Genomic DNA, 22908 nt, shown 5'->3' on the forward strand with positions numbered 1-22908 from the left:
TTGGGACATTTTTCCTCAATCGAACTTGTCTGATAGCGCCGCAAGGTTCGCTTCGTGCTGCGCTTTGTCGATCTTGTAGCGTGACACGAAAAACAGCGCGACCATGTAGAGCACCAGCAGCGACGGTGCATACAGTGCGCCCAGCCACCACAATGTGTCCGCTGGAACGGTGCCGGACTCCGGATTATCAGGAAACGCGATAACCGTAAGGATCGCGCCCGCTGCTAGCACGCCAAGGCCCTGCGTTGTCTTTCGCGTGAAAGTCATGGCGGCGTAATAAACCCCCTCATTCCGGCGTCCGGTCTTGAGCTGGTTCGATTCAACCAAATCGGCGATCATCGCATAGGATACCGCTTGCACCGCGATGATAAAGGCGAGGTCGAGTGTGTTCACCGCAACGATGATCGGAAACAGGATCGGGTCGCCATTTTCCGGCATCATACCGGCAAGTCGCAGCAAATAAGGCGCCGGCTGGATCGAGAAGGCGAGCAGACCGAGAACAATTGTCGCGCGTTTCTTACCCCAGCGTCGCGCTGCGCGTGGTGCGATGACCAATGCGATCGCTGCCGACACAAAGACCAGAGCGGTCCAGATGAAGATCTGTTCTTCGCTAAAGCCCCAGAAGTGATTGAGCATCAGGAAGATAAGGCCGGCATGCAGCCCCGCAGCCACCGCAAAGACAATGGTTGCGGCAAACAATGCCAGAAAGCTTCTCTCACTGAGCACTTCGTACATCTCACGAAAGACGCGCCGGACGCCGAAGCTTTCCGTGCTCGCCTTTGGCTTGGTCAGCGTCGGGATACGGTGATGCGTGCCGATAGCGGAAACGATGATCGCTGCGAACAATACTATACCGGCGATCACGCCATAGGTTTCATAAGCCTCGCGGTCGCGCATGCCGAGCGGACCGGTGAGCAATACGCCGAACATGAGGATGCTCATCATATTGCCGCCGACCCATCCAAAGAAGAGGCGGAAGCTCTGCAAGCTCGTGCGTTCCTGATAATCGCGCGACAATTCTGGCAGCAGCGCGCTTGAAGGCGTCTCGTAAAAGGTGATGAATGTACGGATCAGAATTGCCAGCACCGTAAGATAGACGAACAGGCCGAACTGCGAGAGATCTGGCGGGTTCCACAACAGGAAATAGCTGAGCCCGACGGGAAGCGCGGCGGCATACATAAAGGGATGACGCCGGCCCCAGCGAGAACTGAAATTGTCCGACCAATAGCCGACCAGCGGATCGGAAAAGGCATCGAAAACAAGCGCGATCAGGATCGCAAGGCCGACCAGACTGGGCTCCAGACCGATGACCGAGCCGTAAAACAGCAGCAGGAAATAATCGAAACCGTTATTCTTGATTCCGAATGCTGCGGCACCGAAGCCATGCAGCAGTTTGAGGGCAAGCGATGGCGGCGGAATCTCGCCAGCCGGATTGGGCACCTCAACGGGCTTTGCGCCCGCATCTGCATTGCTTGCCATATAAGTTACTCTCCCGGGCCCGGAAGCTAGGCAAGCGGGTGGCGGCTGGCAATGACGTTCGCAGAATAGGTTACTCAACCAAATGGTTGACTCTTTGCGTGAGCAGCAATACTAAACCATATGGTTGATAATAACGAGACGGTCCTCTCTGTGTTTCGCGCGCTAGGTGATCCCAGCCGTTTGGCGATGATCGAGCGATTGTCGCGCGGTCCGGCCAATGTCAGCGAACTGGCCGAGCCGCTCGACATGTCGCTGGCCGGTGCGTCGAAACATGTCGGCGTGCTCGAAGCGGCAGGATTGCTGGTGCGGACCAAGCGCGGGCGCGAGCGGGTGTGCGAGCTGCGGCCCGGTGCGCTGTTCGAGGCACGCGACTGGGTGCAGCGCTACTCGAAATTCTGGAACGAGCGGCTCGACGCATTGGAACAGGCTTTGGAGGCAGATGAAAATGAGTGATTACGGAATCCAGACAGGACCAAGCGAGCTTCAGTTTACCCGCCTGTTCAACGCCAGCGCAGACAAGGTCTGGCAGTTTCTCGTCGATCCGGAAAAGCGCAAATTGTGGTTTTGCGGCGGGTCAACCGACGATCACGTTGGCGGAAAGATCACCTTCGAGTTCGACCACCGCCGCCTATCTGAAAGCGATCCTCCGGAAAAATACGCTTCCGAGGAAGTCGTGACCCATTATGGTGAAATCCTCGAAATCAACCCGCCGCGACGGCTCGCCTTTACGTGGTTCGAATCCGCTGGTGCAGATTCGAGCGTGGTCGAGATTGACCTCAAGCCGCTCGGTGAGGGGCAGACCGAACTGCGCCTCGTTCATAAGGGCGTGGTAGGACGCGAGATGTTGATCGGTGTGTTCGCCGGTTGGCACGGCCATTTCGACCTGCTCGCCGAAGTGCTTGTAGGCCCGCGCACAACCGATTTCTGGGTGCGTGATCAGCAGCTTGAGGCTGAATATGAGAGCAAGATCTAGTCAGGTTCTTGTGGCGGTGACCAGCTGCCGGTTTCCATCCAGATCAGGAACCGCTTGAGCGGCAGGAGCCAGATGATCCCGAGGACCAGATAAACAATCGTCTGGGCGAGGCCGGGCCACTGCCCGATCAAGCCGGGTGCATAGCGCGCGATCACAATCGCATAGACCATCAGGGCGATAAACAGCGCGAGAATGCCGACAGGAATTCGCCAGGTGGGTTCTTCGCGCATTATCCGATCCCGTAAATGCGTGTGGGTGTGACGATGGCATCGAGCGGCATGTCATGCGGCTCTAGCGGCAATTCCTCGACCAGTTGCACATCCCATGCAAGACCGATCACCATCCGGCCTGGATTAGCGGCCAGCCAGCGATCGTAATGCCCGCCGCCCTGACCAAGCCGCTCTAGCGCGGCGGTGAAGCCGACCAGCGGGATGAACAATACATCGGGTGCGACATCGGCGGCGTCCGATGCAGGCTGAAGCATGCCGAACGCGCCTTTTTCCAAATCGCTTTCGCCATGCGGATCGCTGTGTTCGCGGAATATCATCGGAGCATCGGGCGCGGTGAAAGCGGGGAGGGCGATCCTGTGACCCGCTTCGTGAAAGAAGCGCGCATAACCGCCCGCCGGAGCCTCGACAGAATTGGCGTGATATAGCCCGATCACGGCCTCGTTCCCGATCTTCTCAAGTAAAGGGGCAGGGGGGCGGTTGAACAGCAAAGCGCGGATCGCATCGGATTGCGCCGCTACATGCTCCTTGCGCGCGGCGCGCAAAGCCTTGCGAAGATCGGATTTAGAAGTCACGCGGTGCAAATGTCCTCAATCAAAACGGCCCGAAGGGCCGCAAGCCCGACCGGGCGCCCGCAGCGATGCGATCTCTGATCGCAATGAGCGAGGAAATCGCACCCGCGGAGGCGGGTGCGCAAATAGGAATGACGGGACCACCATGGGTCGGTGCCTGGAAATCCTCTGACGCCAAAAACGTCAGGTGGGCGCCGTATGCTCAAGTCCCACAGCCGAACTGGTGGACAAGAGCAGGGACAACTCCCTTGGATTGCTTATAGCCTCAGGGATTTTCGGTGGCTCGTACCGGGCAGCCCCGCCGATAATGGACTTAGGAGCCCGCGGCCTGACCTTCAAGCTCGCTTGCCGCTTCTTCTGCACGCGCGGCGAGGGCTTCGAGCTTTTCGGCGAGTGCTTCGGAGTGCGCGGCATCCTCAGCCGGCCCGCCAAACAGGTCGTGCTGGTGGCGCGCTTGCTCTTTCAGATCGGCGACTTCCTGCCGCAAGATGTCATTGTCCTTGCGCGCCCGCTCTTCGGCTTTTCTAAGAGTTTCGACCTCGGCGAGCAGTTGAGCCTGTTTTCCGCCAGCGCGTTCTTTGTCGTGTTCAATTTGCGTGCTGGCCTTGTGCAAGGCGTTGGCGGCATCGTCCTTCGCCCGCTGCAATTCCTGCCGCATTTCGGACATTTCGGCCTGCGCATCGCGAACCGCACTCTTCGCCTCGTCGAGCTCATCCGCCATGAAAAGGGCAGCGAAGACCATATTGTCCGCCTCTTGCGCGGCGCGGGCTGTCCCCAGCTTTGCGTAATTGGCATCGATTAGCGCGCCAAACTTGGCGACTTTCTCCTCGTCACCAGGGCCGCAATTGATTGCGTAAGTGCGAGGGCCGACCTTGATCTTGACCTGGCTCATGCTTCGAGTTCCTCGATCAAGGCGTCCAATTCGCCAAGTGTATCAGCAACTTCCTCGCGCAATTTCTCATGTGCGTTGACCAGAGCCATGACACGGGAGGACTCGCCAGCGCCAGTTTGAGCGTCAGCGGATTTGCCTGATCTGGATTCGATTTTCGCGCGCACAGCATCGATCCGCGCCATCGCGGTGCTGATGCGGGACATCGCTTCTTCGATACGGCCTGCGCTCATAACGGGAGGGAAAATACCAAGATTTGCAGCAATCGCAAAGTGTTGGGCGCGCCTGTTGATAAGTGCTCTGTGATTTGGTGCAGACTTTGCAAATTCGGCAACTCATCAGTGGAGCGCGAAGGGGGAAGTGTTGACCTGTCAAAGCGCCTCGGCAATGGCATCCTGCACTGGTTCGGAAGGGTCGAATCGCTCCTTTTGCCCCAGCCCGCATACGCGACCCGCGCCCATTCACGCGCCAGCAGGAGCCTTCGACGCCCCATGACCATTGATGCAACCCGCCTCCAGCCGATGGCCAATGCCATCCGCGCCCTTTCGATGGATGCGGTTCAAGCCGCCAATTCAGGCCACCCCGGAATGCCGATGGGCATGGCCGATGTGGCCAGTGTGCTTTTCTCGAACCACCTGAAGTTCGATCCCAAGCGCCCCGACTGGGCCGATCGCGACCGCTTCGTGCTGTCAGCCGGTCATGGCTCGATGCTAATCTATTCGCTGCTGCACCTCAGCGGCTATGCGCGCCCGACGATGGAAGATATCGCCAACTTCCGCCAACTCGGATCGCCCTGCGCAGGACACCCTGAGAATTTTCTGCTCGAAGGCGTGGAATGCACCACCGGCCCACTGGGTCAGGGCGTTGCGATGGCTGTCGGCATGGCGATGGCCGAGCGGCATCTTAATGCGACATTCGGCGATGATCTGGTCGACCACCGCACCTGGGTAATCGCAGGCGATGGCTGCCTGATGGAGGGGGTCAACCACGAGGCCATCGGTCTTGCAGGCCACCTCAATCTGGGCCGTCTCAACGTGTTGTGGGACGACAATGCGATCACGATCGATGGCGCGACCGATCTTTCGACCAGCGAGAATATCAAAGCCCGCTACGAAGCGACCGGCTGGCATGTCACCGAGTGTGACGGCCATGATTTCGCCGATATCGAGCGCGCGCTGAGCGAGGCTAAGGCAGATCCACGCCCTTCACTGGTGGCGTGCAAGACAGTGATCGGCAAGGGCGCTCCGACCAAGCAGGGCACCAGCGCCACCCATGGCGCTCCGCTGGGGGCAGACGAGATTGCGGCTGCGCGCGAAGTCCTGGGCTGGCAAGCCGCTCCGTTCGAAGTTCCCGCCGAAATCCTCGCCGATTGGCGTGCGACGGGTCAAGCTGGCAGCGAAGCGCATGGCGAGTGGGAATCGCGCCTCGCCGCATCGGAGTATCGCGCCGAGTTCGAACGCCGGATGGCAGGCGATCTGCCGCATGGCGATGCGGCGAAGGACTACATTGCCTCGCTGATCGCGGACCCGGTCAAGGTCGCAACCCGCAAGGCCAGCGAAATGGCGCTCGCCCAGATCAATCCGCGCCTGCCGGACACGATTGGCGGCAGCGCCGACCTTACCGGATCGAACAACACCAAGGCGGGCGGGGTCGAAGCCTTCTCTGCCGACGATTATTCGGGCCGATATGTCTATTACGGCATCCGCGAATTCGGCATGGCCGCCGCGATGAACGGCATGGCGCTGCATGGCGGCGTAATCCCGTACAGCGGAACCTTCCTGGTCTTCACCGACTATGCGCGCGGCGCGATCCGACTGTCGGCGCTCCAGCAATGCCGCGTGATCTATGTGATGACGCATGATTCCATCGGCCTTGGCGAAGACGGCCCGACCCACCAGCCTGTCGAGCATCTCGCGTCACTCCGCGCGATGCCCAATGTGTTGGTAATGCGTCCCGCCGATGCTGTGGAGACAGCGGAGTGCTGGCAGCTTGCGCTCAGCCAGCCTGACCGTCCGACTATCCTTGCTCTGTCGCGTCAGGGTCTGCCGCAGGTCCGCCTCGAAGATGCAGGCGAAAACCTTTCGGCCAAGGGCGGCTATCGCCTTAAGTCGGCGGGAGCGGCGCGCAAAGTTGTCCTGCTGGCCACGGGTTCGGAAATCGGGCTCGCGATGGACTGCGCCGCCGCGCTTGAAGAAGCGGGCGTGGGGACCGATGTTGTCTCTATGGTCTGCACCGAGCTTTTCGACGAACAGGATGACGCCTACCGCGCCGACCTGCTCCCCGAAGATGCGCTGATCGTTTCGATCGAAGCGGCGAGCACGTTCGGCTGGCAGCGTTATACCGGCACAGATGGCCTCAATATCGGCATCGACTCATTCGGCGCGTCCGCTCCGGCGGGCGATCTGTTTGCCCATTTTGGCTTCACCACTGAAGCCATCGTTCCCCAAATCCAGAGCAAATTGAACAACTAAGCAGGAGCTCCTCTCAATGGCTACCAAAGTCGCTATCAACGGTTTTGGCCGCATCGGCCGCCTCGTCGCCCGCGCAATCCTCGAACGCAGCGATCATGATCTTGAACTGGTTTCGATCAACGATCTTGCTGACACCAAATCGAACGCGCTGCTGTTTCAGTACGATTCCACCCATGGCCGCTTCCCCGGCACGGTTGACGTCGCTGACGGTGCGATGATCGTGAATGGCAAGTCGATTGCCGTGACCTCAGAGCGCGATCCGGGCAACCTGCCGCATGCCGCGCAAGGCATCGATATCGTGCTCGAATGCACCGGTTTCTTCCAAAGCCATGAAGCCGCCGAACCGCACATTACGGCGGGCGCAAAGCGGGTGCTGATCTCGGCTCCGGCAAAGAACGTGTCGGCCACCATCGTTTACGGCGTGAACCACGAAGTGCTCACCGCCGACGATGTGATCGTGTCGAACGCCAGCTGCACGACCAACTGCCTCTCGCCCGTTGCCAAGGTGCTGAACGAGACGGTGGGGATCGAGCGCGGCTTCATGACCACGATCCACTCCTACACCAACGATCAACGCATGCTCGACCAGATGCACGGCGATATGCGCCGCGCTCGTGGCGGCGCGCAGAACATGATCCCGACCACCACCGGTGCTGCGCGCGCTGTCGGTCTGGTGCTGCCCGAGCTTGCAGGCAAGCTAGACGGATCGTCGGTCCGTGTGCCGACACCCAATGTCAGCCTTGTCGATCTGGTGTTCCAGCCGGGCCGCGACACGACTGCCGAAGAACTCAACGCCGCGCTCAAAGCCGCAGCGGACGGTCCGATGAAGGGCGTGCTCGACTACACCGATCAGCCGCTCGTCAGCTCGGACTTCAACCACTATCCGGCCAGCTCGACCATCGACAGCCTCGAAACGTCGGTGATGGAAGGCAAGCTAGCGCGCGTTGTCAGCTGGTATGACAATGAATGGGGCTTCTCCAACCGCATGATCGACACCGCTGGCGTGATGGCAAAGTTCCTCTAAGCAGGACACTGAAGGGAACAAGGCAATGGCCGCTTTCAAAACGCTGGATGATCTGGGCGACGTGACCGGAAAGGTCGCGCTCGTCCGGGTTGATCTCAACCTTCCGATGAAGGACGGTTCGGCGAGCGATGTGACCCGCGCCGAGGCGGTCAAGCCGACCATTCTGGAATTGAGCGAGAAGGGGGCGAAAGTCCTGCTTCTCGCGCATTTCGGGCGTCCGGGCGGCAAGCGCTCCAGCGTTCTTTCGACCAGCATGGTTGTCGGCGATGTCGAAGGCGTACTCGGCAAAGAGCTGATGTTTATCCCTGAAACCGCCGGTCCGGTGGTTGAACAATCAATCGGCATCCTGCGCAATGGCGATATCGGCCTACTCGACAACACCCGCTTTTGGCCGGGTGAGGAAGCCAACGCTCCCGAATTTGCCAAAGCCATCGCCGCGCATGGAGATTTCTTCGTCAATGACGCCTTCAGCGCCGCGCACCGCGCGCATGCGACCACCGAAGGCCTGACCCATTACCTGCCCTCCTATGCAGGCCGCGCGATGGAGAAGGAACTCAAGGCTCTCGACGCGGCTCTGGGCAATCCCGAAGCGCCGGTTGCGGCCGTGGTTGGCGGAGCGAAGGTTTCGTCCAAGCTTGCGGTGCTCGAAAATCTTGTCGGCAAGGTCCAGCATCTCATCATCGGCGGCGGAATGGCCAACACGTTCCTCGCCGCGCGCGGGGTCGATGTGGGCAAGTCGCTGTGCGAGCATGACCTGACCGACACAGCGTCGAAGATCATGGACGAGGCGGACCATGCAGGCTGCACCGTGCATCTTCCCTATGACGTTGTCGTGTCGAAGGAATTCGCCGCCAATCCGGACAGCCTGCGCACCTGCAATGTCCACGAAGTCGCAGCGGACGAAATGATCCTCGATATCGGCCCGCAAGCGACCGAAGCGCTCGCGGATGTGCTCAAGACCTGCCGCACACTAGTGTGGAACGGCCCGCTTGGCGCGTTCGAGACCGAGCCGTTTGATACGGCAACCATGGCGCTCGCACGCCATGTCGCCGCGCTTACGCAGGAAGGTTCGCTCACCAGCGTGGCCGGAGGCGGCGATACCGTCGCGGCGCTCGCGCAGGCCGGAGTGACGGGCGAAGTGACCTACATCTCCACCGCTGGCGGCGCGTTCCTCGAATGGATGGAAGGCAAGGAGCTGCCCGGTGTTGCAGCCTTGAGCGCGAGCCATGGCTAATCTCGAAGCCACCTTTGAGGTTCTCGAAAACCGCCTGATGCGCGCCTGGATGCACCGCGATCCGCGCGAGGTGAAGGCGACTGTTTCCGGCGATGCAATCTTTATGTTCGGCACATCGCCGCCCGCATTGCTCGACCGCGCAAGCTTCATCGCCAGCATGCAGGACGGATTTCGTCTGCACGGCTTTCGCTTTCAGGAACTTACTGCGCGCAAATACGGCAAATGCGTGTGGTTCTCCGGGCAGGTCGAGCTCGACATGAACCTTGGTGGGACCGAGTGGAAAGGCAATTTCCTGCTCACCGATCTGTGGCGTAAGGGGCTGGTGCGGCGCAGCTGGACGCTCGCCGAGCGCAGCCTTGCTCCGGCGGAAGGCGACAAGCGCCTGTCTGATGCAATTCGCGCGATGCAATTGTGGCATTAAGGCGCAGCTGAATGAGCGAGACCCGCCACCTCTTCTCCACCCCCTTTGTGATCGACAGATTGCAGAGCGCGGAGGGGATCAAGGTGCTGCGAGAATCGATCCTTGCCGAAAAGGCGCGCGATGAAGCGGGGGTGCAGATCTCCAATATCGGTGGCTGGCATTCGAACACCAAAATGATCGAATGGGGCGGTGAGGCAGCCCGCGCACTGGCGCACAAGGCGATGACCATGGCGGATGAGAGCATGGTCAATATCGGGGCAGAAGCGGGGCGCGAATATGGCTGGGTGCCCGAAATGTGGGCCAATGTCTCGGCTCGCGGCCACTCCAATCAATATCACACCCATCCCGGCAGTTTCTGGTCAGCGGTTGCCTATATCGACGATGGCTATGAAGGATCGAGCGAGCCGGGGCTGGGCGGGCATTTGCAATTATGTGATCCGCGCATGCCGATGGTGCGGATGACCGCGATCGATCTGCGGCTGAAAGACCAAAGCGGTGCGGCGCAGAATAACGAGCCGATGGTCCGTCCTACGACTGGCTTGATCGTTATGTTCCCGAGCTGGCTGCAACATTCGGTGCGCCCCTTTTTCGGCACCGGCACGCGCATTTCGGTGGCGATCAATCTTATTCCTGCGCGCAAGCTCGACAAGGACAAAGCTGGATGAGTGATAAGCCCGAAGCGATCGGATACGGCAACACGGTCGCCTGCGAAGAGGGCGAGTTTAAAGGCTGGCGCTATTGGAGCGGCGACCCTTACGAAACCCGTTCCGGCCCGTTCTTCATGCGGCGTGAGGAGGATGGCTCCTTCATCAGCGCCTTCCGCGCCGAGGACCGCCATATGAACGGAGGCGGCTTCATCCATGGCGGGTGCCTGATGACCTTTGCCGATTTCGCGTTGTTCTCAATCGCTCAGGACGAGCTGAACGGCGACCATGCGGTGACGATGAACCTGTCGGGTGATTTCCTCGGCGCATCGGGGCCGGGCGCTCTGATGGAGGCACGCGGTGAGGTCACGCGCGGCGGGGGCAAAACGATCTTCGTGCGCGGGCTGATAACGGCTGATGGTGCTCCGTCGCTCAGCTTTACGGGGATTATCCGGCGGCTTACGCGGCGCTAACGCGCCCATGCGGTTGCGGGTTTTGCAAGCGCTGGCTAAAGCGCACAAAAATTTGGTTCCCTCACGATAAGAGAAAGGCGCCCTCACGCCATGAATCACGATCAGATGACCGCCAAGATTGCCGGCGGACAAGGCTTTGTCGCAGCGCTTGACCAGTCGGGCGGCTCCACCCCTAAGGCGCTGCGCGGCTACGGTGTTGAAGACAGCGAGTGGTCCGGCGATGACGAAATGTTCGCCCAGATCCACGCCATGCGCAGCCGCGTTATCACCTCGCCCTGTTTCGGCAGCGGCAAAATCCTCGGCGCGATCCTTTTTGAAAAGACCATGGACGGTGAAGTGGAAGGCCAGACGACCGCCGATGCGCTGAAATCGCGCGGGATCGTTCCCTTCATCAAGGTCGATCAGGGCCTCGCGGATGAAGCCGACGGCGCGCAGATGATGAAGCCGCTCGACAAGCTTCCCGCGCTGCTCGAAAAGTCGGTCGCCAAGGGGATGTTTGGCACCAAGATGCGCTCAGTCATCAAGTCGACTAACCCTACCGGCATCGCCAACGTCGTAGCGCAGCAATTCGAAGTCGGTAACCAGATCGCCAATGCGGGCCTTATGCCGATGTTAGAGCCTGAGTTCGACATCACTTCCGCTGACCGCGAGGCGGGCGAGGATATCTTGCTGGCCGAGATCATGAAGGGTCTCGACGCGCTTCCCGAGGGCCGCAAGGTCATGCTCAAGCTGTCGATCCCGGTGAAGGCTGGTCACTACACGCCCGCGATCGAGCATCCCAATGTGCTGCGTGTTGTGGCGCTGTCGGGCGGTTATTCGACCGACGATGCCTGCGACCACCTTGCCAAGAACCCCGGCATGATCGCGAGCTTCAGCCGCGGCCTGTTGCAGGATCTGCGCAAGGGCCAGTCGGATGCGGAATTTGACGGTGTGCTGGGTAAGGCCATCGACCAGATCGCTGCGGCGAGCTGTGCTGGATAAGATGCGCATTGGCTGACCCAGCGACCCAGCTCTATTTGATCTCGCCGCTCGAAGTGGGCGATGATTTCCCGCAGCGTCTCGAAAGAGCTTTGGCTGCGGGCAAGGGGCTGGTGACCGCGTTCCAGTTCCGCGTAAAGGGTCTCGAACAGCACGAGGCCGCGCGTCTGGCAGAGCCGCTTCAGGCGATCTGCGCGGCGCATGATGTCGGCTTCATCGTCAATGACAGCGTGCCTCTGGCCAAGCGTCTGCGCGCCGACGGTGTGCATCTGGGTCAGGATGATGGCAGCGTCAAAGATGCGCGCGAAGAGCTGGGCATGGATGCGCAAATCGGTGTGACCTGCCACGCCTCGCGTCACTTCGCGATGGAAGCGGGTGAGGCTGGCGCGGATTACGTCGCGTTTGGCGCGTTTTTCGAAAGCACCACAAAGGACAAGGGCGATGCCGAACGCCCCACGTCCGAGATCATCGAATGGTGGACGGGCTTGTTCGAACTGCCCGCCGTCGCCATCGGCGGCATCACGCCGGACAATTGCAAGCCGCTGGTCGAGGCAGGCGCGGACTTCCTCGCGGTCTCGGGCTCGGTGTGGAATGGCGATGAAGTCGCTGCGATCGAGGCCTTTGCCAAGCAAATGCGATGAAATGGGCTGTCCGCTTCGTTGCTTTTGCATGCACCTGGCTGCTGGGCGTGACGATATGGATTGCAGTCGGCCCGGCCGAGCAGTCGGAACCCTATGCCCACTCTGCAATTGTGCTGGGAGCAGCGGTCGATACTGACACGCCTTCGCCGGTCTTTGCTGCGCGAATTGATCACGCGGTGACGCTTTATAAGCAGGGCAGAGTCAGCGACATCTACTTTACCGGCGCGCGCTCTCCCGAAGACACGATCTCCGAAGCCGCTGCAGCGCGCGACTACGCCATTGCTGCAGGCGTACCGGCAAGCGACATCATCATCGAAGAAAGTTCGCGCACCACACACCAGAACCTCTCCGAAGTGCGCGATATGCATTCTGTGGTCAGCGTTCCAAGCGTCATCATCGTTTCCGACCCGCTCCATCTACGCCGCGCCTTGGTGATGGCCAATGGCATGGGTTTCGATGCGCAAGCCAGCGCAACGCCGACCACGCGCTATCGCAGCTGGTCAACCAAAGCGCCTTTTCTGCTGCGCGAGGTCTACTTCATCCATCACTACTGGATTTTCGGCGAGTAACTCGCCCGCTCACTAGGCTCAGCGCGATCCCAAACGCGTGCAGAGCAGGTCGGTGTCCTCGCCCGCCGCGTCGAGCTTGCGCAGCTGGTTGTCGCCGATCTGGCGGAATTGCTCACCCTTGCGCGGGCCGCGGGTGAAGACCAGCTCGCGTCCGCGCATGATGTATGTGCCCGAGCCTTCGCCAGTCTGATAGCGCGAGGCGGTGCTGATGCGGAAATTCTGCTCTTCGACCACGACAAAAGGCGCACTGCCAGCATCGCCGGGCAGGGCGCATTGGTAATTGCCATGCGGCATGGTGCGAAGCGGACCGCCAGGGGGCAGCGGGGCCGCGCTGTGATCCACCTGTCCGATCGCCGGCACGCCAGCGGCAAGCACCACTGCCAGTGTCGTCAGTAGAACAATATGGACAGTCTTCATTTTGTTTGTTTTCCTCAGGTGCCGCTCATACTCGCATGCCAGTGGATTAGCCATTCGGTTAACTATAACAACGCCTACAGGATACATGATTTTTCATGAGTGCCGAGCGGCACTTGTCCCGCTGGGGCCAAGCGGCTATTGGCGCGGCTTGATTTTGGCCGCGTTAGACACCCTCGCGCGCCACCTACTCACAGAAAGCACATCTGCCATGAAGATCAGCGGCGTCGATATTCGCCCCGGCAATATCATCGAATACGAAAAAGGCATCTGGAAGGTCGCCAAGATCCAGCACACCCAGCCGGGCAAGGGCGGGGCCTATATGCAGGTCGAAATGAAGAACCTGCAGGACGGGCGCAAAACCAATGTCCGCTTCCGCAGCGCCGACACGGTTGAGAAAGTGCGCCTCGACACGCAGGAATACCAGTTCCTCTATGAAGACGGCGAGATGCTCGTGTTCATGGACACGAACACCTACGAGCAGATCAACCTGCCGAGCGACCTGTTGGGTGATGCGCGTGCCTTCCTGCAGGACGGCATGTCGGTTCAGCTGGAGCTGTGGGAGGAAAAGCCGATCAGCGTCCAGCTGCCGCAGCAGATCGAAGCCGAAATCGTCGAAGCCGACGCGGTGGTGAAGGGGCAGACGGCTTCTTCCAGCTACAAGCCCGCCGTGCTCGACAATGGTGTGCGCATCATGGTCCCCCCGCATATCGAAAGCGGCACTCGGATCATCGTGGACGTCTACGAACAATCTTACGTCGGGAAGGCGAGCTAAGCTCCCATGAGCATGTTTTCAGGCCTGATCCGCGTGATGGAACGCGCCGCGCGCAAAGCGGGCAACCGTTTGCGGCGTGACTTTGGCGAAGTCGAACATTTGCAAGTGAGCCGCAAAGGCCCAGCCGATTTCGTCTCCAAAGCCGATATGCGCGCCGAGCGCACGCTCTATGACGAGCTGCTCGTCGCGCGACCCGGCTGGGGCTTTGTCCTCGAAGAAGCTGGCATAATCGAAGGTGATCCGGACAAGCCGCGCTGGATTATCGACCCGCTCGACGGCACCTCCAACTTCCTTCACGGCATCCCGCATTTTGCGATCAGCATCGCGGTGCAAGAACCGCGTCTGGATGGAAAAGGCTGGGGTGATGTGACGGCTGCGGTGATCTACAACCCTGTGTCGGACGAGACATATTGGGCCGAGAAAACGCGCGGCGCGTGGCTTCAGGATGCGCGCCTTCGCGTTTCGGCCCGTCGCGGGCTCTCCGACGCGTTGATCGCGACCGGCATTCCGTTTCAGGGCCATGGCGACTTTGCCGAATGGAGCCGCATTTACGGCGCCGTCGGGCCGGAAGTTGCCGGCATCCGCCGCTTTGGTGCTGCTTCGCTCGACATGGCCTATGTCGCGCAAGGGCGCTTTGACGGTTTCTGGGAAAGCGGCCTCAACGATTGGGACACGGCGGCAGGCTGTTTGCTTATCCGTGAGGCAGGCGGTTTTGTTAGCGACTTCCGCGGCCGGTCAAACCCGATCCATTCCGCGCAAGTGCTGGCCGCAAACGACGTGCTGCACTCGAAATTGCACAAGATCCTCGCCAACAGCTTGAAGTAAAGGACGCGCGGCGCTAACAGCCGCGCTTCCCACTAGAGGCGTGCCCCTGTGGTGGAATTGGTAGACGCGCTCGACTCAAAATCGAGTTCCTAACGGAGTGCCCGTTCGAGTCGGGCCAGGGGCACCATTTTCCCGGTTTGACGAAGACGCCGCAAAGGTGGTTGCGCTAGCCGACATCGATCCTCAGCTTGATCACATCGTCCTCGCGGCTGTCGAACAGGCGGTAGGCTTCTGCGCCTTCGCTGAGTTTGAAGTCGTGGCTAAACAATCCTGCCGCCTTGATCCGCCCGCTTTGGATCAGGGGGACGAGATGCGGCCACATATTCTGCACGTCGCAAATCCCGCCGCGCACGGTGACGTTCTTGAACATGATGAGTGGCAGCGGCAGCGCGTCGTCGGGCTCCGGAATGCCGATGAAACTCGCGTTGCCGCGCTTGCCGACGAGTGGGAGCACCGAGTTGATCGCGCCTTTCGCGCCTGAGGCTTCGAACACCGATTGCACACCTGCGCCGCCGGTGGCTTCGAGGATCTGCGCCTTCAGATCGGGTCCGGGCACAAAGACCTCCGCACCCAAAGCCTGAGCCATCTTGCGCCGTGATACGACCGGATCGATTGCAAAGACCCGCGCTGCGCCGAGGGCAAAGGCCAGCTCGACCCCGATAATGCCGATAGGGCCAAGGCCGATTACCGCCACCGTTCCGCCCGGTTGCGGTTCGGCGCGGGTGAGGCCGAAATAGGCGGTCGCCATGCCGTCGGTGAGCAAGAGCGCCTGTTCGTCGGTCAGCCCCTCCCGTGACATCAGCGTCGCATCGGCGTTGGGCACGTTGACGAATTCTGCCTGACCGCCCTCCAGCGTTGGTCCAATGCCGAATGCGGTGCTTTTCGAGCAGCTTCGGGGCTTCCCAGTGAGGCAGGCTGCGCAGGTCCCGCACCCTGTGCCGCCCGCTGACAGCACCTTGTCACCGACTTTGAAGGTGTGAACCTCGCCTCCCGTTTCGACCACTTCGCCGATAAATTCGTGCCCGCAGCAAAAGCCTGGTGCGTCAGCGGAGTATTCGCGCTTACCGATATGCGCGCCGTGATACATGTGCAGATCGCTGCCGCAGATCGAGCAGCTTTCCACCTTGAGGATAGCGCTGTTGGCACTGCGCAATTCCGGGTCGGCGTAGCTCTCATAGCGAATGTCGCGCGGCCCGTTGAATACCAGTGCTTTCATTGCATTTCCTCTCCAAAGAATGGCTTGCACCATTGCTGCCGGAGTCGCGCACGGCAAGCGACAACATCAAAACGCTTGCAATGAGACGCGCGAATTGGGAGATCGCTGTCAGACGATCATGATCGACCTTCCATCCTATCACGCCATCGCGGCAATGGTCCTTACGATCCTGATGTTTGTCGGCTTTGTGCGCGGGCGGATGTCGATCGAGATTGTGTCACTGCTGACCATCGCGGTGATTGCGGTTGGTCTCTATTTCTTCCCGATCCAGAAGATCGACCCCGCGACCGGCCTGATGGTCGAGGCGAGTCCGACTGACGGCCTCGCGCTCGCCTTTGGAGGTTTCGGTCACTACGCGCTCATCACAATTTGCGCGCTGATGATTATGGGGAGGGGGCTGGTCGTGACTGGCGCGCTGGAGCCGGCGGCGCGCATCCTTGAGCGGATGTTCAAGTTCAATCTGCAACTTGGGCTGCTGGTGTCGCTGCTGATCGCGCTGGTGCTGTCGATGTTCGTCAACAACACGCCGGTTCTGGTGCTGATGATCCCGATCTTTGCGGCTTTGGCTTCGCGCGGGGCGATGGCGACCTCGAAGACGCTGATGCCGCTCAACGCCGCTTCGTTGATCGGCGGGCTGGCAACCACGATCGGCACATCGACTAATATCCTCGTAGTCAGCATCGCGGTGGACCTTGGGATGCGCGAGATCGGCGTGTTCGACTTTACACCGATTGTGCTGCTCGCGGCGCTGGTTGCGCTGCCCTATATGTGGCTGGTCATGCCGCGTCTGCTCAATGACAATCGGGCAGAGACGCAGGCGACCGAGCGCATGTTCCACACAAGGCTGCGCGTCGGCAGCCAGTCGTTCCTCGCGGGCAAGGAACTGTCCAGCTTGCAGGAACAGCTGCCCAAGGGGATTACGTTCCATAACGCGCCCGCTGGCCCGCTCCAGCCGCAGCAACGCCTGCACATTTCGGGCAGTCACGAAGCGCTGGAAGACGCCACCCGCGAGTTAAAGGGTGAGTTGGCTCCAAGCTGGGTGCTCGACCGGATCAAGCGCACGTCCTCGGCGCGCAGCGAAGATGTGATGGTGGTGGAGATGACCGTCACAGCGGATTCGCGCCTCATCACCCGGACATTGCCATCCTCCGGGATTGCAGACCTCTACAGCGTCGCGGTGCTCGGCATCCACCGGCCCAACCGGCTGATGGGAGAGAAGAACCAGTATTCGGACGGCGGCGACCTTCGCATGAAGGAAGGCGACGTGCTGCTCGTTATGGGCCTGTATGACGATCTGCAAAGCTTTGCCCGTGCAGACTCGCTGCTGATGCTCGAAGGCGCGCGCGAGCTTCCTCGCCGGTCCAAAGCTTTGCTCTCTGCGGCGATCATGGGCTTTTCCGTTTTCACCGCAGCTATCGGCCTGTTCCCGATCGCCATCTCGGCGCTGGCCGGGGCGATCCTGATGTTCGTGACCGGCTGCGTAAAGTTTGACCGGGTGGGCAGGGCGCTCTCTGGCCAAGTCATCGTGCTGGTCGCAGCGAGTATTGCGATCGGGCGGGTGATTGACGAGAGCGGCGCGGCTGCGTGGTTGGGTGAGGCTTTGTCGCTGGGGCTTGCCTATTTGCCGCCAGCTTTGGTGATCGCGGCGATCATGGCCTTTGTCACGGTCATCACAAACTTCGCCTCCAACGCGACCGCCGCGACCGTGGGCACGCCGATTGCCTTCAGCATCGCGGCGCAGCTGGGCATTCCGGCCGAGCCGCTGGTGCTGGCGGTGCTGTTCGGCTGCAACCTCTGCTACGCCACCCCGATTGCTTACCAGACCAACATGCTGATCATGGCAGAGGGTAAATACGAATTTGCCGATTATATCCGCACCGGCGTGCCGCTGGTGGTGCTGATGGTGATGACTTTGTCGGTGCTGCTGGTGATGTTCTACGGATTGTAGCCGGTTTCCTACATGCGCTGATCATGCGATGGTCGGGTCATGATGATGGATGTCGTTCAATCTCATAAAGTTAAGGGCGTGATCGGGGCCGGATTGGGCGGCAGGAATTTTGCTTCAGGACCGTGTAACATCCGGTCCATGTTAGAGTGTATCATGAGGGGAAACAGGATGCGTAAGGGTGTATGGGCGGCGGGCGCCGCGCTGGTGTTGGTGATGGGCGGAGCGGCGGCATCGCCCGCTTTGGCCGAGGCTCACAGCGAGGCCGGAGATGACGGCCTGCGCGCTGCGGTAATGGAAGACATGCCCGGCCTGATCGAGCTTTACCAGGATCTCCACGCCAACCCCGAACTGAGCTTTCAGGAGTTCGAGACCGCCGCCAAACTGGCAGAGCGGGCTAGGGCGCTCGGCTTTGAAGTGACCGAAGGCGTTGGCCAGACCGGCGTTGTTGCTGTGATGCGCAATGGTGAGGGGCCGACCGTAATGCTGCGTGCCGACATGGACGGCTTGCCGGTGATCGAGCAGACGGGCCTGCCCTATGCCTCCACCCGCACCGCGATCCCCGCAACCGGCGTTGAGACAGGCGTGATGCATGCGTGCGGGCACGACACGCACATGGCCGCTTGGATCGGCGCGGCTCAGCTGCTGGCGGAGCGGCGGGACCAGTGGTCGGGCACGCTGGTGATGATCCTTCAGCCTGCCGAGGAGATCGGCGAGGGCGCGCTCGCGATGCTAGAGGATGGGCTGTATGAGCGTTTCCCCAAGCCGGACTACGTGCTCGCCTTCCACGATGCAGCGGGCGCTCCGGCGGGCTTCATCGGCTACTCACCCGGCTTCGCGCTTGCCAATGTCGATAGCGTCGATGTGGTGATCCCCGGCATTGGCGGACACGGCGCTTACCCGCACACGACGGTCGATCCGGTGGTGATCGGGGCGAGCATCGTGATGCGTTTGCAAACGCTTGTGAGCCGCGAAATCAGCCCGCTCGATCCCGCAGTCGTGACAGTCGGCAGCTTCCGCGCCGGATCAAAGCACAACATTATCAGCGATGAAGCGCATTTGCAGATCACTGTGCGCAGCTACACCGACGAAGTGCGCGAGCACTTGCTAACCGGGATCGAGCGGATCGCTCAGGCTGAGGCACTCGCAGCGGGCATGCCTGCAGACCAATTGCCGGTGGTCACGGTGCAAGACCCGTACACGCCGTCGACCTACAACACGCCCGAGTTTACTGAGGAAGTGATGGGGCGGTTGGCGCAGCGCTTTGAAGGCCGCGTGAAGCAAACCCCCAGCGTGATGGGCGGCGAAGACTTCGGCCAGTTCTACCGCGCTGATCCGGAGAATGTGGAATCGCTGATCTTCTGGATCGGCGGCACACCGATGGAGGACTACCTTGCCTCGGAACGCGGCGAGCTTGAGCTTCCGTCGCTCCACTCCCCCTTCTGGGCGCCCGATGCCGAAGCGGTGATCTCGACAGCGACCGAGGCGATGACCGCCGCGACGCTCGACCTGATGCCGCGGGCTGCGGGGGAATAGGCCCTCAAACGTATAACGGCCGCCGGAAACGAGCGGGAACCCGCGTCCGACGGCCGTAGTCTCCTCCCCAGGAGAACTGGTGCTGAAAGCGTTATCCTACTTGCCGTCAGGCGCGTAGGTTCCCAGCCGATGATGCAGCGCGTTGATCTTGGCGAGCTCGTCACGATCTTCGGTGCTGCGGGCATGGCTTTCGAGCGCGCGGCGCAGCAGTTTCATGTCAGCAGTCGACAGCAGAGCGCGGGCGCGTGCTGGTTCGGGGCTAGTGGTGGTGTCGGTCATTTCATTGTCCTTCCCTTGCAGGGTGGGCGGATTTGGTCCCCGCAAGGCCGGCTCGTTGACCAGCCTTGCGGGTTCCCTCTCCAACTGGTTACGGCGCCCTAACTACGCAGCCGCAAACTGGTTCATCGTGTTGTCCTTGCCGCCCGCTTTCAGGGCAGCTTCACCGGCGAAGTACTCCTTGTGATCATCGCCAATGTCGGAGCCGGCCATGTTCTGGTGCTTCACGCAGGCGATCCCCTGACGGATCTCTTCGCGCTGCACGTTCTTGACGTAGCCGAGCATCGCCTGCTCGCCGAAGTATTCGCGTGCGAGGTTATCGGTGCTGAGCGCCGCAGTGTGATAGGTCGGCAGCGTGATGAGGTGGTGGAAGATGCCAGCGCGCTTTGCAGCGTCGGACTGGAAGGTCCGGATCTTCTCGTCTGCTTCGACGGCCAGATCGGTCGCGTCGTAGTCGACACTCATCAACCTGTCGCGGTCATAGGCGGAGACGTCCTTGCCCGCTTCGGCCCAGGCATCGAACACCTGCTGGCGGAAGTTGAGCGTCCAGTTGAAGCTGGGCGAGTTGTTGTAGACGAGCTTTGCATTCGGGATGACTTCCCGCACCCGGTCCACCATGCCGGCGATCTGCTCGACATGCGGTTTCTCGGTCTCGATCCAGAGCAGGTCGGCGCCGTGCTGGAGCGAGGTGATGCAGTCGAGCACGCAGCGGTCTTCACCCGTGCCAGCGCGGAACTGGTAGAGGTTAGACGGCAGACGCTTGGGTGCCATCAGCTTGCCATCGCGGCTGATGAAGACCTGACCGTTGGTGATGCTGGCCGGATCGACCTCCTCGCAATCGAGGAAGGCGTTGTACTGGTCGCCCAGATCGCCTGGCTCTTTCGAGAAGGCAATCTGCTTGGTCAGGCCAGCGCCAAGCGAGTCGGTGCGGGCAACGATGATGCCGTCTTCAACGCCCATTTCGAGAAAGGCGTGACGGATTGCGCGGATCTTTTGGAGGAAGTCCTCGTGCGGAACGGTAACCTTGCCGTCCTGGTGGCCGCACTGCTTCTCGTCCGAAACCTGATTCTCGATCTGGAGCGCGCAGGCACCCGCTTCGATCATCTTCTTGGCCAGCAAATAGGTCGCCTCGGCATTGCCAAAGCCTGCGTCGATATCCGCGATGATCGGAACGACGTGGGTTTCGTAATTGTCGATCTGGTTGAGGAGGCGGTGGGTGCTGACCGCGTCACCTGCATCCTTGGCTGCGTCCAGTTCGCGGAACAGTCCGCCCAGCTCGCGCGCATCGGCTTGCTTGAGGAAGGTGTAGAGCTCCTCGATCGTGTCAGGAACGCTGGTCTTCTCGTGCATCGACTGGTCGGGCAGGGGGCCAAACTCGCTGCGCAAAGCGGCAACCATCCAGCCCGAAAGGTAGAGGTAGCGCTGCTTGGTGCTGCCGAAATGCTTCTTGATCGAGATCATCTTCTGCTGCGCGATGAAACCGTGCCAGCAGCCGAGCGACTGGGTGTAGTTGGCGGGATCGGCGTCATAGGCTTCCATATCGGCGCGCATGATCTTTGCGGTGTATTTGGCGATGTCGAGGCCGGTGGGGAAACGGTTCTGCACGGCCATACGCGCAGTCGCTTGCGCGTCGATGGCGCTCCAGCTGGGGCCGTTGGCTTCGATGATGCTCTGCATCTGAGCGATCGTGTTTGCGTAAGTCATGTTTGGCTCCAAGAGAGGGGGAGGTGATGGCCCTTTGTGCCATGTTGCAGCGCAGCGTGACAGGAAAAGTTACAGAATTTCTTGTCTGTATCCTCTGGAAAACGGTAATTCTTGTGTAATGCTGTAAATATATTTACACGCATAGATATGACCGACAGCGCACTTCTCGCCGGACCGTCGCTGCGCCGCTTGCGCAAGCGTGAAGGGCTCACCCAGGCCGCTATGGCTGCATCGCTTGGTATCTCTCCCAGCTATCTCAACCTGATTGAGCGCAACCAGCGCCCACTGTCTGCGCGCGTGCTGGTGCAGGTGATCGAGCGGTTCGATTTCGATCCGCGTGAACTGCGCGAAGACGAGGCGATTGGCGGGATCGATGGTTTGGCGCGGCGCATGTCGGACAAGCGCTTCTCCGATCTCGGGATTGACCGGGAGGAAGTGCAGGAGTTCCTCGCTGCTGCCCCGCAAGCCGCTGCGGCCTTTGCAAGGCTTTACGACAATTCGCAGCCGGATACGGGGCGCAGCGAAGACCCGGTCGATCTCGCGCGGCAGGAGGTCGAGCGCTGGCAGAACCACTTCGCCGATCTCGACCATGCGGCTGAGGAGCTGGCGGACGAGTTGCGCCTGTCGCAAAGTGATATCAGCGCAGCTTTGAGCGATAGGCTGCGCGAGAAACACCGGCTGACTTTGCGCATCCTGCCTTCCGACGTCATGCCGGGTCTCGTCACACGGCTCGACCTGCATGCGCGACAATTGCAGCTTTCGGAAATGCTTCCGGGCGCCGCGCGGCGTTTCCAGATTGCGCGGCAGGTTGGCAGTCTGGAGCAGCGCGAAGCCATCGAAACTCTGGTGGCGGGTGCTAACCTTGCCTCTCCCGAAGCGCGCGAGAAGTTCCGTGAGCATGTCACCGACTATGTCGCCGCCGCTCTGCTCATGCCCTATCGCCGTTTCCTACGGGCATGCGAGCAGACTGGGTATGACCTGCCTGTGCTCCAGCGCCGATTTTCGGTCAGCTTTGACCAGCTCGCCCAGCGCCTGACAACATTGCAACGCGTCGGTGAGCGGGGCCTGCCATTCTTCAATGCCCGCTTTGGCCGGACCGGACGGATGACGCATTACACCGCAGGAGCAAGCGGGGCGGTCTATCCACTGGTAGGCGCACGCTGGCCCGCCTGGGTGCCCTATGCCTCGTTTGAGAGCCGGGGCACGATGTTGATGCAAGCGGTGACATTCGGTGAGGGCGAGGCGGCTCCGAAACACTGGTTTACCATCACCCGCACGGTTGAGGTCGACGGAGCAGCATGCTCGGCGCGGCGTGCGGTTGTGCTGGGGGTCGAGGCTCGATTTGCCGGTGAACTTGCCCAATCGCGCGGCATCTCGCTTGACCCCGATGACGCGGTGCCACTGGGTGTGGGCTGTCCGCGTTGTGGCAGACCCGATTGCCTGACTCCCGCTCCACCGCGTCTGGCAGCCCGGATCGAGCTGTGATCAAATCGAAGCCTTAGAACCGCGTTAACTGCCCGATCCCGCATCTCAGGCGGGATAGAGCGGCCTGTGTAAAGTTTACCGACACTTAAGCACTCGGCTTTAGGAGGGTTGCGAAACCGCTCCTTTGATCAAGGCCG

The 22908-nt window shown here is 60.8% G+C and carries 25 protein-coding genes and 1 tRNA gene; 17 read left to right on the forward strand and 9 right to left on the reverse strand.

Annotated elements, in window-relative coordinates; genetic code table 11:
* Nucleotides 1–15: 15 nt before the first annotated feature.
* Nucleotides 16–1479 (reverse strand): MFS transporter, encoded by a 1464-nt coding sequence (locus Q0887_RS03220; RefSeq protein WP_299192287.1) that lies wholly within the window; start codon nt 1477–1479, stop codon nt 16–18.
* Between the two features lie 120 nt (nt 1480–1599).
* Between Q0887_RS03220 and Q0887_RS03225 the strand changes: the two genes are divergently transcribed.
* On the forward strand, nt 1600–1932 hold the full coding sequence (locus tag Q0887_RS03225) for a metalloregulator ArsR/SmtB family transcription factor (protein ID WP_299192289.1): 333 nt from the start codon (nt 1600–1602) through the stop codon (nt 1930–1932).
* Nucleotides 1925–2452, forward strand: coding sequence for an SRPBCC family protein (locus Q0887_RS03230; protein WP_299192290.1), 528 nt, complete (start codon nt 1925–1927; stop codon nt 2450–2452). Before Q0887_RS03225 ends, Q0887_RS03230 begins: the two co-directional genes overlap by 8 nt.
* Here the strand turns inward: Q0887_RS03230 and Q0887_RS03235 are convergent.
* The 4 genes from Q0887_RS03235 to Q0887_RS03250 all read right to left on the reverse strand — a co-directional run bounded on the left by Q0887_RS03235 (nt 2449) and on the right by Q0887_RS03250 (nt 4373).
* Entirely contained in the window at nt 2449–2682 is a 234-nt protein-coding gene (locus tag Q0887_RS03235; RefSeq protein ID WP_299192292.1) for a DUF2842 domain-containing protein, read from the reverse strand. The genes Q0887_RS03230 and Q0887_RS03235 overlap by 4 nt on opposite strands.
* Nucleotides 2682–3254 carry a 5-formyltetrahydrofolate cyclo-ligase gene (locus tag Q0887_RS03240; protein WP_299192294.1) on the reverse strand — a complete coding sequence of 191 codons (573 nt, stop codon included), beginning with the start codon at nt 3252–3254 and terminating at the stop codon, nt 2682–2684. The genes Q0887_RS03235 and Q0887_RS03240 overlap by 1 nt, the downstream gene beginning before the upstream one ends.
* A gap of 310 nt (nt 3255–3564) precedes the next feature.
* On the reverse strand, nt 3565–4143 hold the full coding sequence (gene zapA, locus Q0887_RS03245; protein WP_299192295.1) for a cell division protein ZapA: 579 nt from the start codon (nt 4141–4143) through the stop codon (nt 3565–3567).
* Nucleotides 4140–4373: a hypothetical protein gene (locus Q0887_RS03250; protein WP_299192297.1), complete on the reverse strand. Its 234-nt coding sequence runs from the start codon at nt 4371–4373 to the stop codon at nt 4140–4142. Before Q0887_RS03250 ends, zapA begins: the two co-directional genes overlap by 4 nt.
* A gap of 258 nt (nt 4374–4631) precedes the next feature.
* Between Q0887_RS03250 and tkt the strand changes: the two genes are divergently transcribed.
* From tkt to Q0887_RS03295, 9 genes are all read left to right on the forward strand, one after another.
* A complete protein-coding gene (tkt, locus tag Q0887_RS03255; RefSeq protein ID WP_299192299.1) occupies nt 4632–6611 on the forward strand; it encodes a transketolase in 1980 nt (659 codons plus the stop codon).
* Between the two features lie 16 nt (nt 6612–6627).
* A complete protein-coding gene (gap, locus tag Q0887_RS03260; RefSeq protein WP_299192301.1) occupies nt 6628–7635 on the forward strand; it encodes a type I glyceraldehyde-3-phosphate dehydrogenase in 1008 nt (335 codons plus the stop codon).
* A gap of 25 nt (nt 7636–7660) precedes the next feature.
* The gene (locus tag Q0887_RS03265) at nt 7661–8869 is read left to right on the forward strand and encodes a phosphoglycerate kinase (RefSeq protein WP_299192303.1); all 1209 of its coding nucleotides are present in this window, start codon (nt 7661–7663) and stop codon (nt 8867–8869) included.
* A complete protein-coding gene (locus Q0887_RS03270; RefSeq protein WP_299192305.1) occupies nt 8862–9290 on the forward strand; it encodes a nuclear transport factor 2 family protein in 429 nt (142 codons plus the stop codon). Before Q0887_RS03265 ends, Q0887_RS03270 begins: the two co-directional genes overlap by 8 nt.
* A gap of 11 nt (nt 9291–9301) precedes the next feature.
* A complete protein-coding gene (locus tag Q0887_RS03275) occupies nt 9302–9955 on the forward strand; it encodes a TIGR02466 family protein (RefSeq protein WP_299192307.1) in 654 nt (217 codons plus the stop codon).
* Nucleotides 9952–10407, forward strand: coding sequence for a PaaI family thioesterase (locus Q0887_RS03280; protein WP_299192309.1), 456 nt, complete (start codon nt 9952–9954; stop codon nt 10405–10407). The genes Q0887_RS03275 and Q0887_RS03280 overlap by 4 nt, the downstream gene beginning before the upstream one ends.
* A 90-nt stretch (nt 10408–10497) precedes the next feature.
* Nucleotides 10498–11388 (forward strand): fructose bisphosphate aldolase, encoded by an 891-nt coding sequence (locus tag Q0887_RS03285; RefSeq protein ID WP_299192310.1) that lies wholly within the window; start codon nt 10498–10500, stop codon nt 11386–11388.
* Nucleotides 11389–11396: 8 nt separating this feature from the next.
* Entirely contained in the window at nt 11397–12026 is a 630-nt protein-coding gene (thiE, locus tag Q0887_RS03290) for a thiamine phosphate synthase (RefSeq protein WP_299192312.1), read from the forward strand.
* Nucleotides 12023–12595: a YdcF family protein gene (locus tag Q0887_RS03295; protein WP_299192313.1), complete on the forward strand. Its 573-nt coding sequence runs from the start codon at nt 12023–12025 to the stop codon at nt 12593–12595. Before thiE ends, Q0887_RS03295 begins: the two co-directional genes overlap by 4 nt.
* Nucleotides 12596–12613: 18 nt before the next feature.
* Here the strand turns inward: Q0887_RS03295 and Q0887_RS03300 are convergent, their stop codons facing one another.
* Complete coding sequence (locus Q0887_RS03300) at nt 12614–13012, reverse strand: elongation factor P (protein WP_299192315.1); 399 nt, start codon at nt 13010–13012, stop codon at nt 12614–12616.
* 208 nt (nt 13013–13220) lie between these two features.
* Here Q0887_RS03300 and efp point away from each other — a divergent pair, with 208 nt between their 5' ends.
* The 3 genes from efp (at nt 13221) to Q0887_RS03315 (ending at nt 14736) form a co-directional block, all read left to right on the forward strand.
* Nucleotides 13221–13784 (forward strand): elongation factor P, encoded by a 564-nt coding sequence (gene efp / locus Q0887_RS03305; RefSeq protein ID WP_299192316.1) that lies wholly within the window; start codon nt 13221–13223, stop codon nt 13782–13784.
* A gap of 6 nt (nt 13785–13790) precedes the next feature.
* Nucleotides 13791–14609 (forward strand): inositol monophosphatase family protein, encoded by an 819-nt coding sequence (locus Q0887_RS03310; RefSeq protein WP_299192318.1) that lies wholly within the window; start codon nt 13791–13793, stop codon nt 14607–14609.
* Between the two features lie 42 nt (nt 14610–14651).
* A tRNA-Leu gene (locus tag Q0887_RS03315) sits at nt 14652–14736 on the forward strand.
* A gap of 39 nt (nt 14737–14775) precedes the next feature.
* Here Q0887_RS03315 and Q0887_RS03320 read toward each other — a convergent pair.
* Nucleotides 14776–15825: an alcohol dehydrogenase catalytic domain-containing protein gene (locus Q0887_RS03320; protein ID WP_299192320.1), complete on the reverse strand. Its 1050-nt coding sequence runs from the start codon at nt 15823–15825 to the stop codon at nt 14776–14778.
* A gap of 94 nt (nt 15826–15919) precedes the next feature.
* On the opposite strand from Q0887_RS03320, the gene Q0887_RS03325 reads away from it, so the two are divergent.
* Both Q0887_RS03325 and Q0887_RS03330 read left to right on the forward strand, forming a co-directional pair.
* The gene (locus Q0887_RS03325; protein WP_363317636.1) at nt 15920–17773 is read left to right on the forward strand and encodes an SLC13 family permease; all 1854 of its coding nucleotides are present in this window, start codon (nt 15920–15922) and stop codon (nt 17771–17773) included.
* A 168-nt stretch (nt 17774–17941) separates the two neighbouring features.
* Entirely contained in the window at nt 17942–19306 is a 1365-nt protein-coding gene (locus Q0887_RS03330) for an amidohydrolase (protein WP_299192322.1), read from the forward strand.
* A gap of 96 nt (nt 19307–19402) precedes the next feature.
* Here the strand turns inward: Q0887_RS03330 and Q0887_RS03335 are convergent, their stop codons facing one another.
* The gene (locus Q0887_RS03335; protein WP_299192323.1) at nt 19403–19585 is read right to left on the reverse strand and encodes a hypothetical protein; all 183 of its coding nucleotides are present in this window, start codon (nt 19583–19585) and stop codon (nt 19403–19405) included.
* Between the two features lie 102 nt (nt 19586–19687).
* A complete protein-coding gene (locus tag Q0887_RS03340; RefSeq protein WP_299192325.1) occupies nt 19688–21286 on the reverse strand; it encodes an isocitrate lyase in 1599 nt (532 codons plus the stop codon).
* 147 nt (nt 21287–21433) lie between these two features.
* Between Q0887_RS03340 and Q0887_RS03345 the strand changes: the two genes are divergently transcribed.
* Nucleotides 21434–22771 (forward strand): short-chain fatty acyl-CoA regulator family protein, encoded by a 1338-nt coding sequence (locus Q0887_RS03345; RefSeq protein WP_299192326.1) that lies wholly within the window; start codon nt 21434–21436, stop codon nt 22769–22771.
* The last annotated feature ends 137 nt before the right edge of the window (nt 22772–22908 follow it).

Source organism: uncultured Erythrobacter sp., from assembly GCF_947492365.1.
GTDB lineage: Bacteria > Pseudomonadota > Alphaproteobacteria > Sphingomonadales > Sphingomonadaceae > Erythrobacter.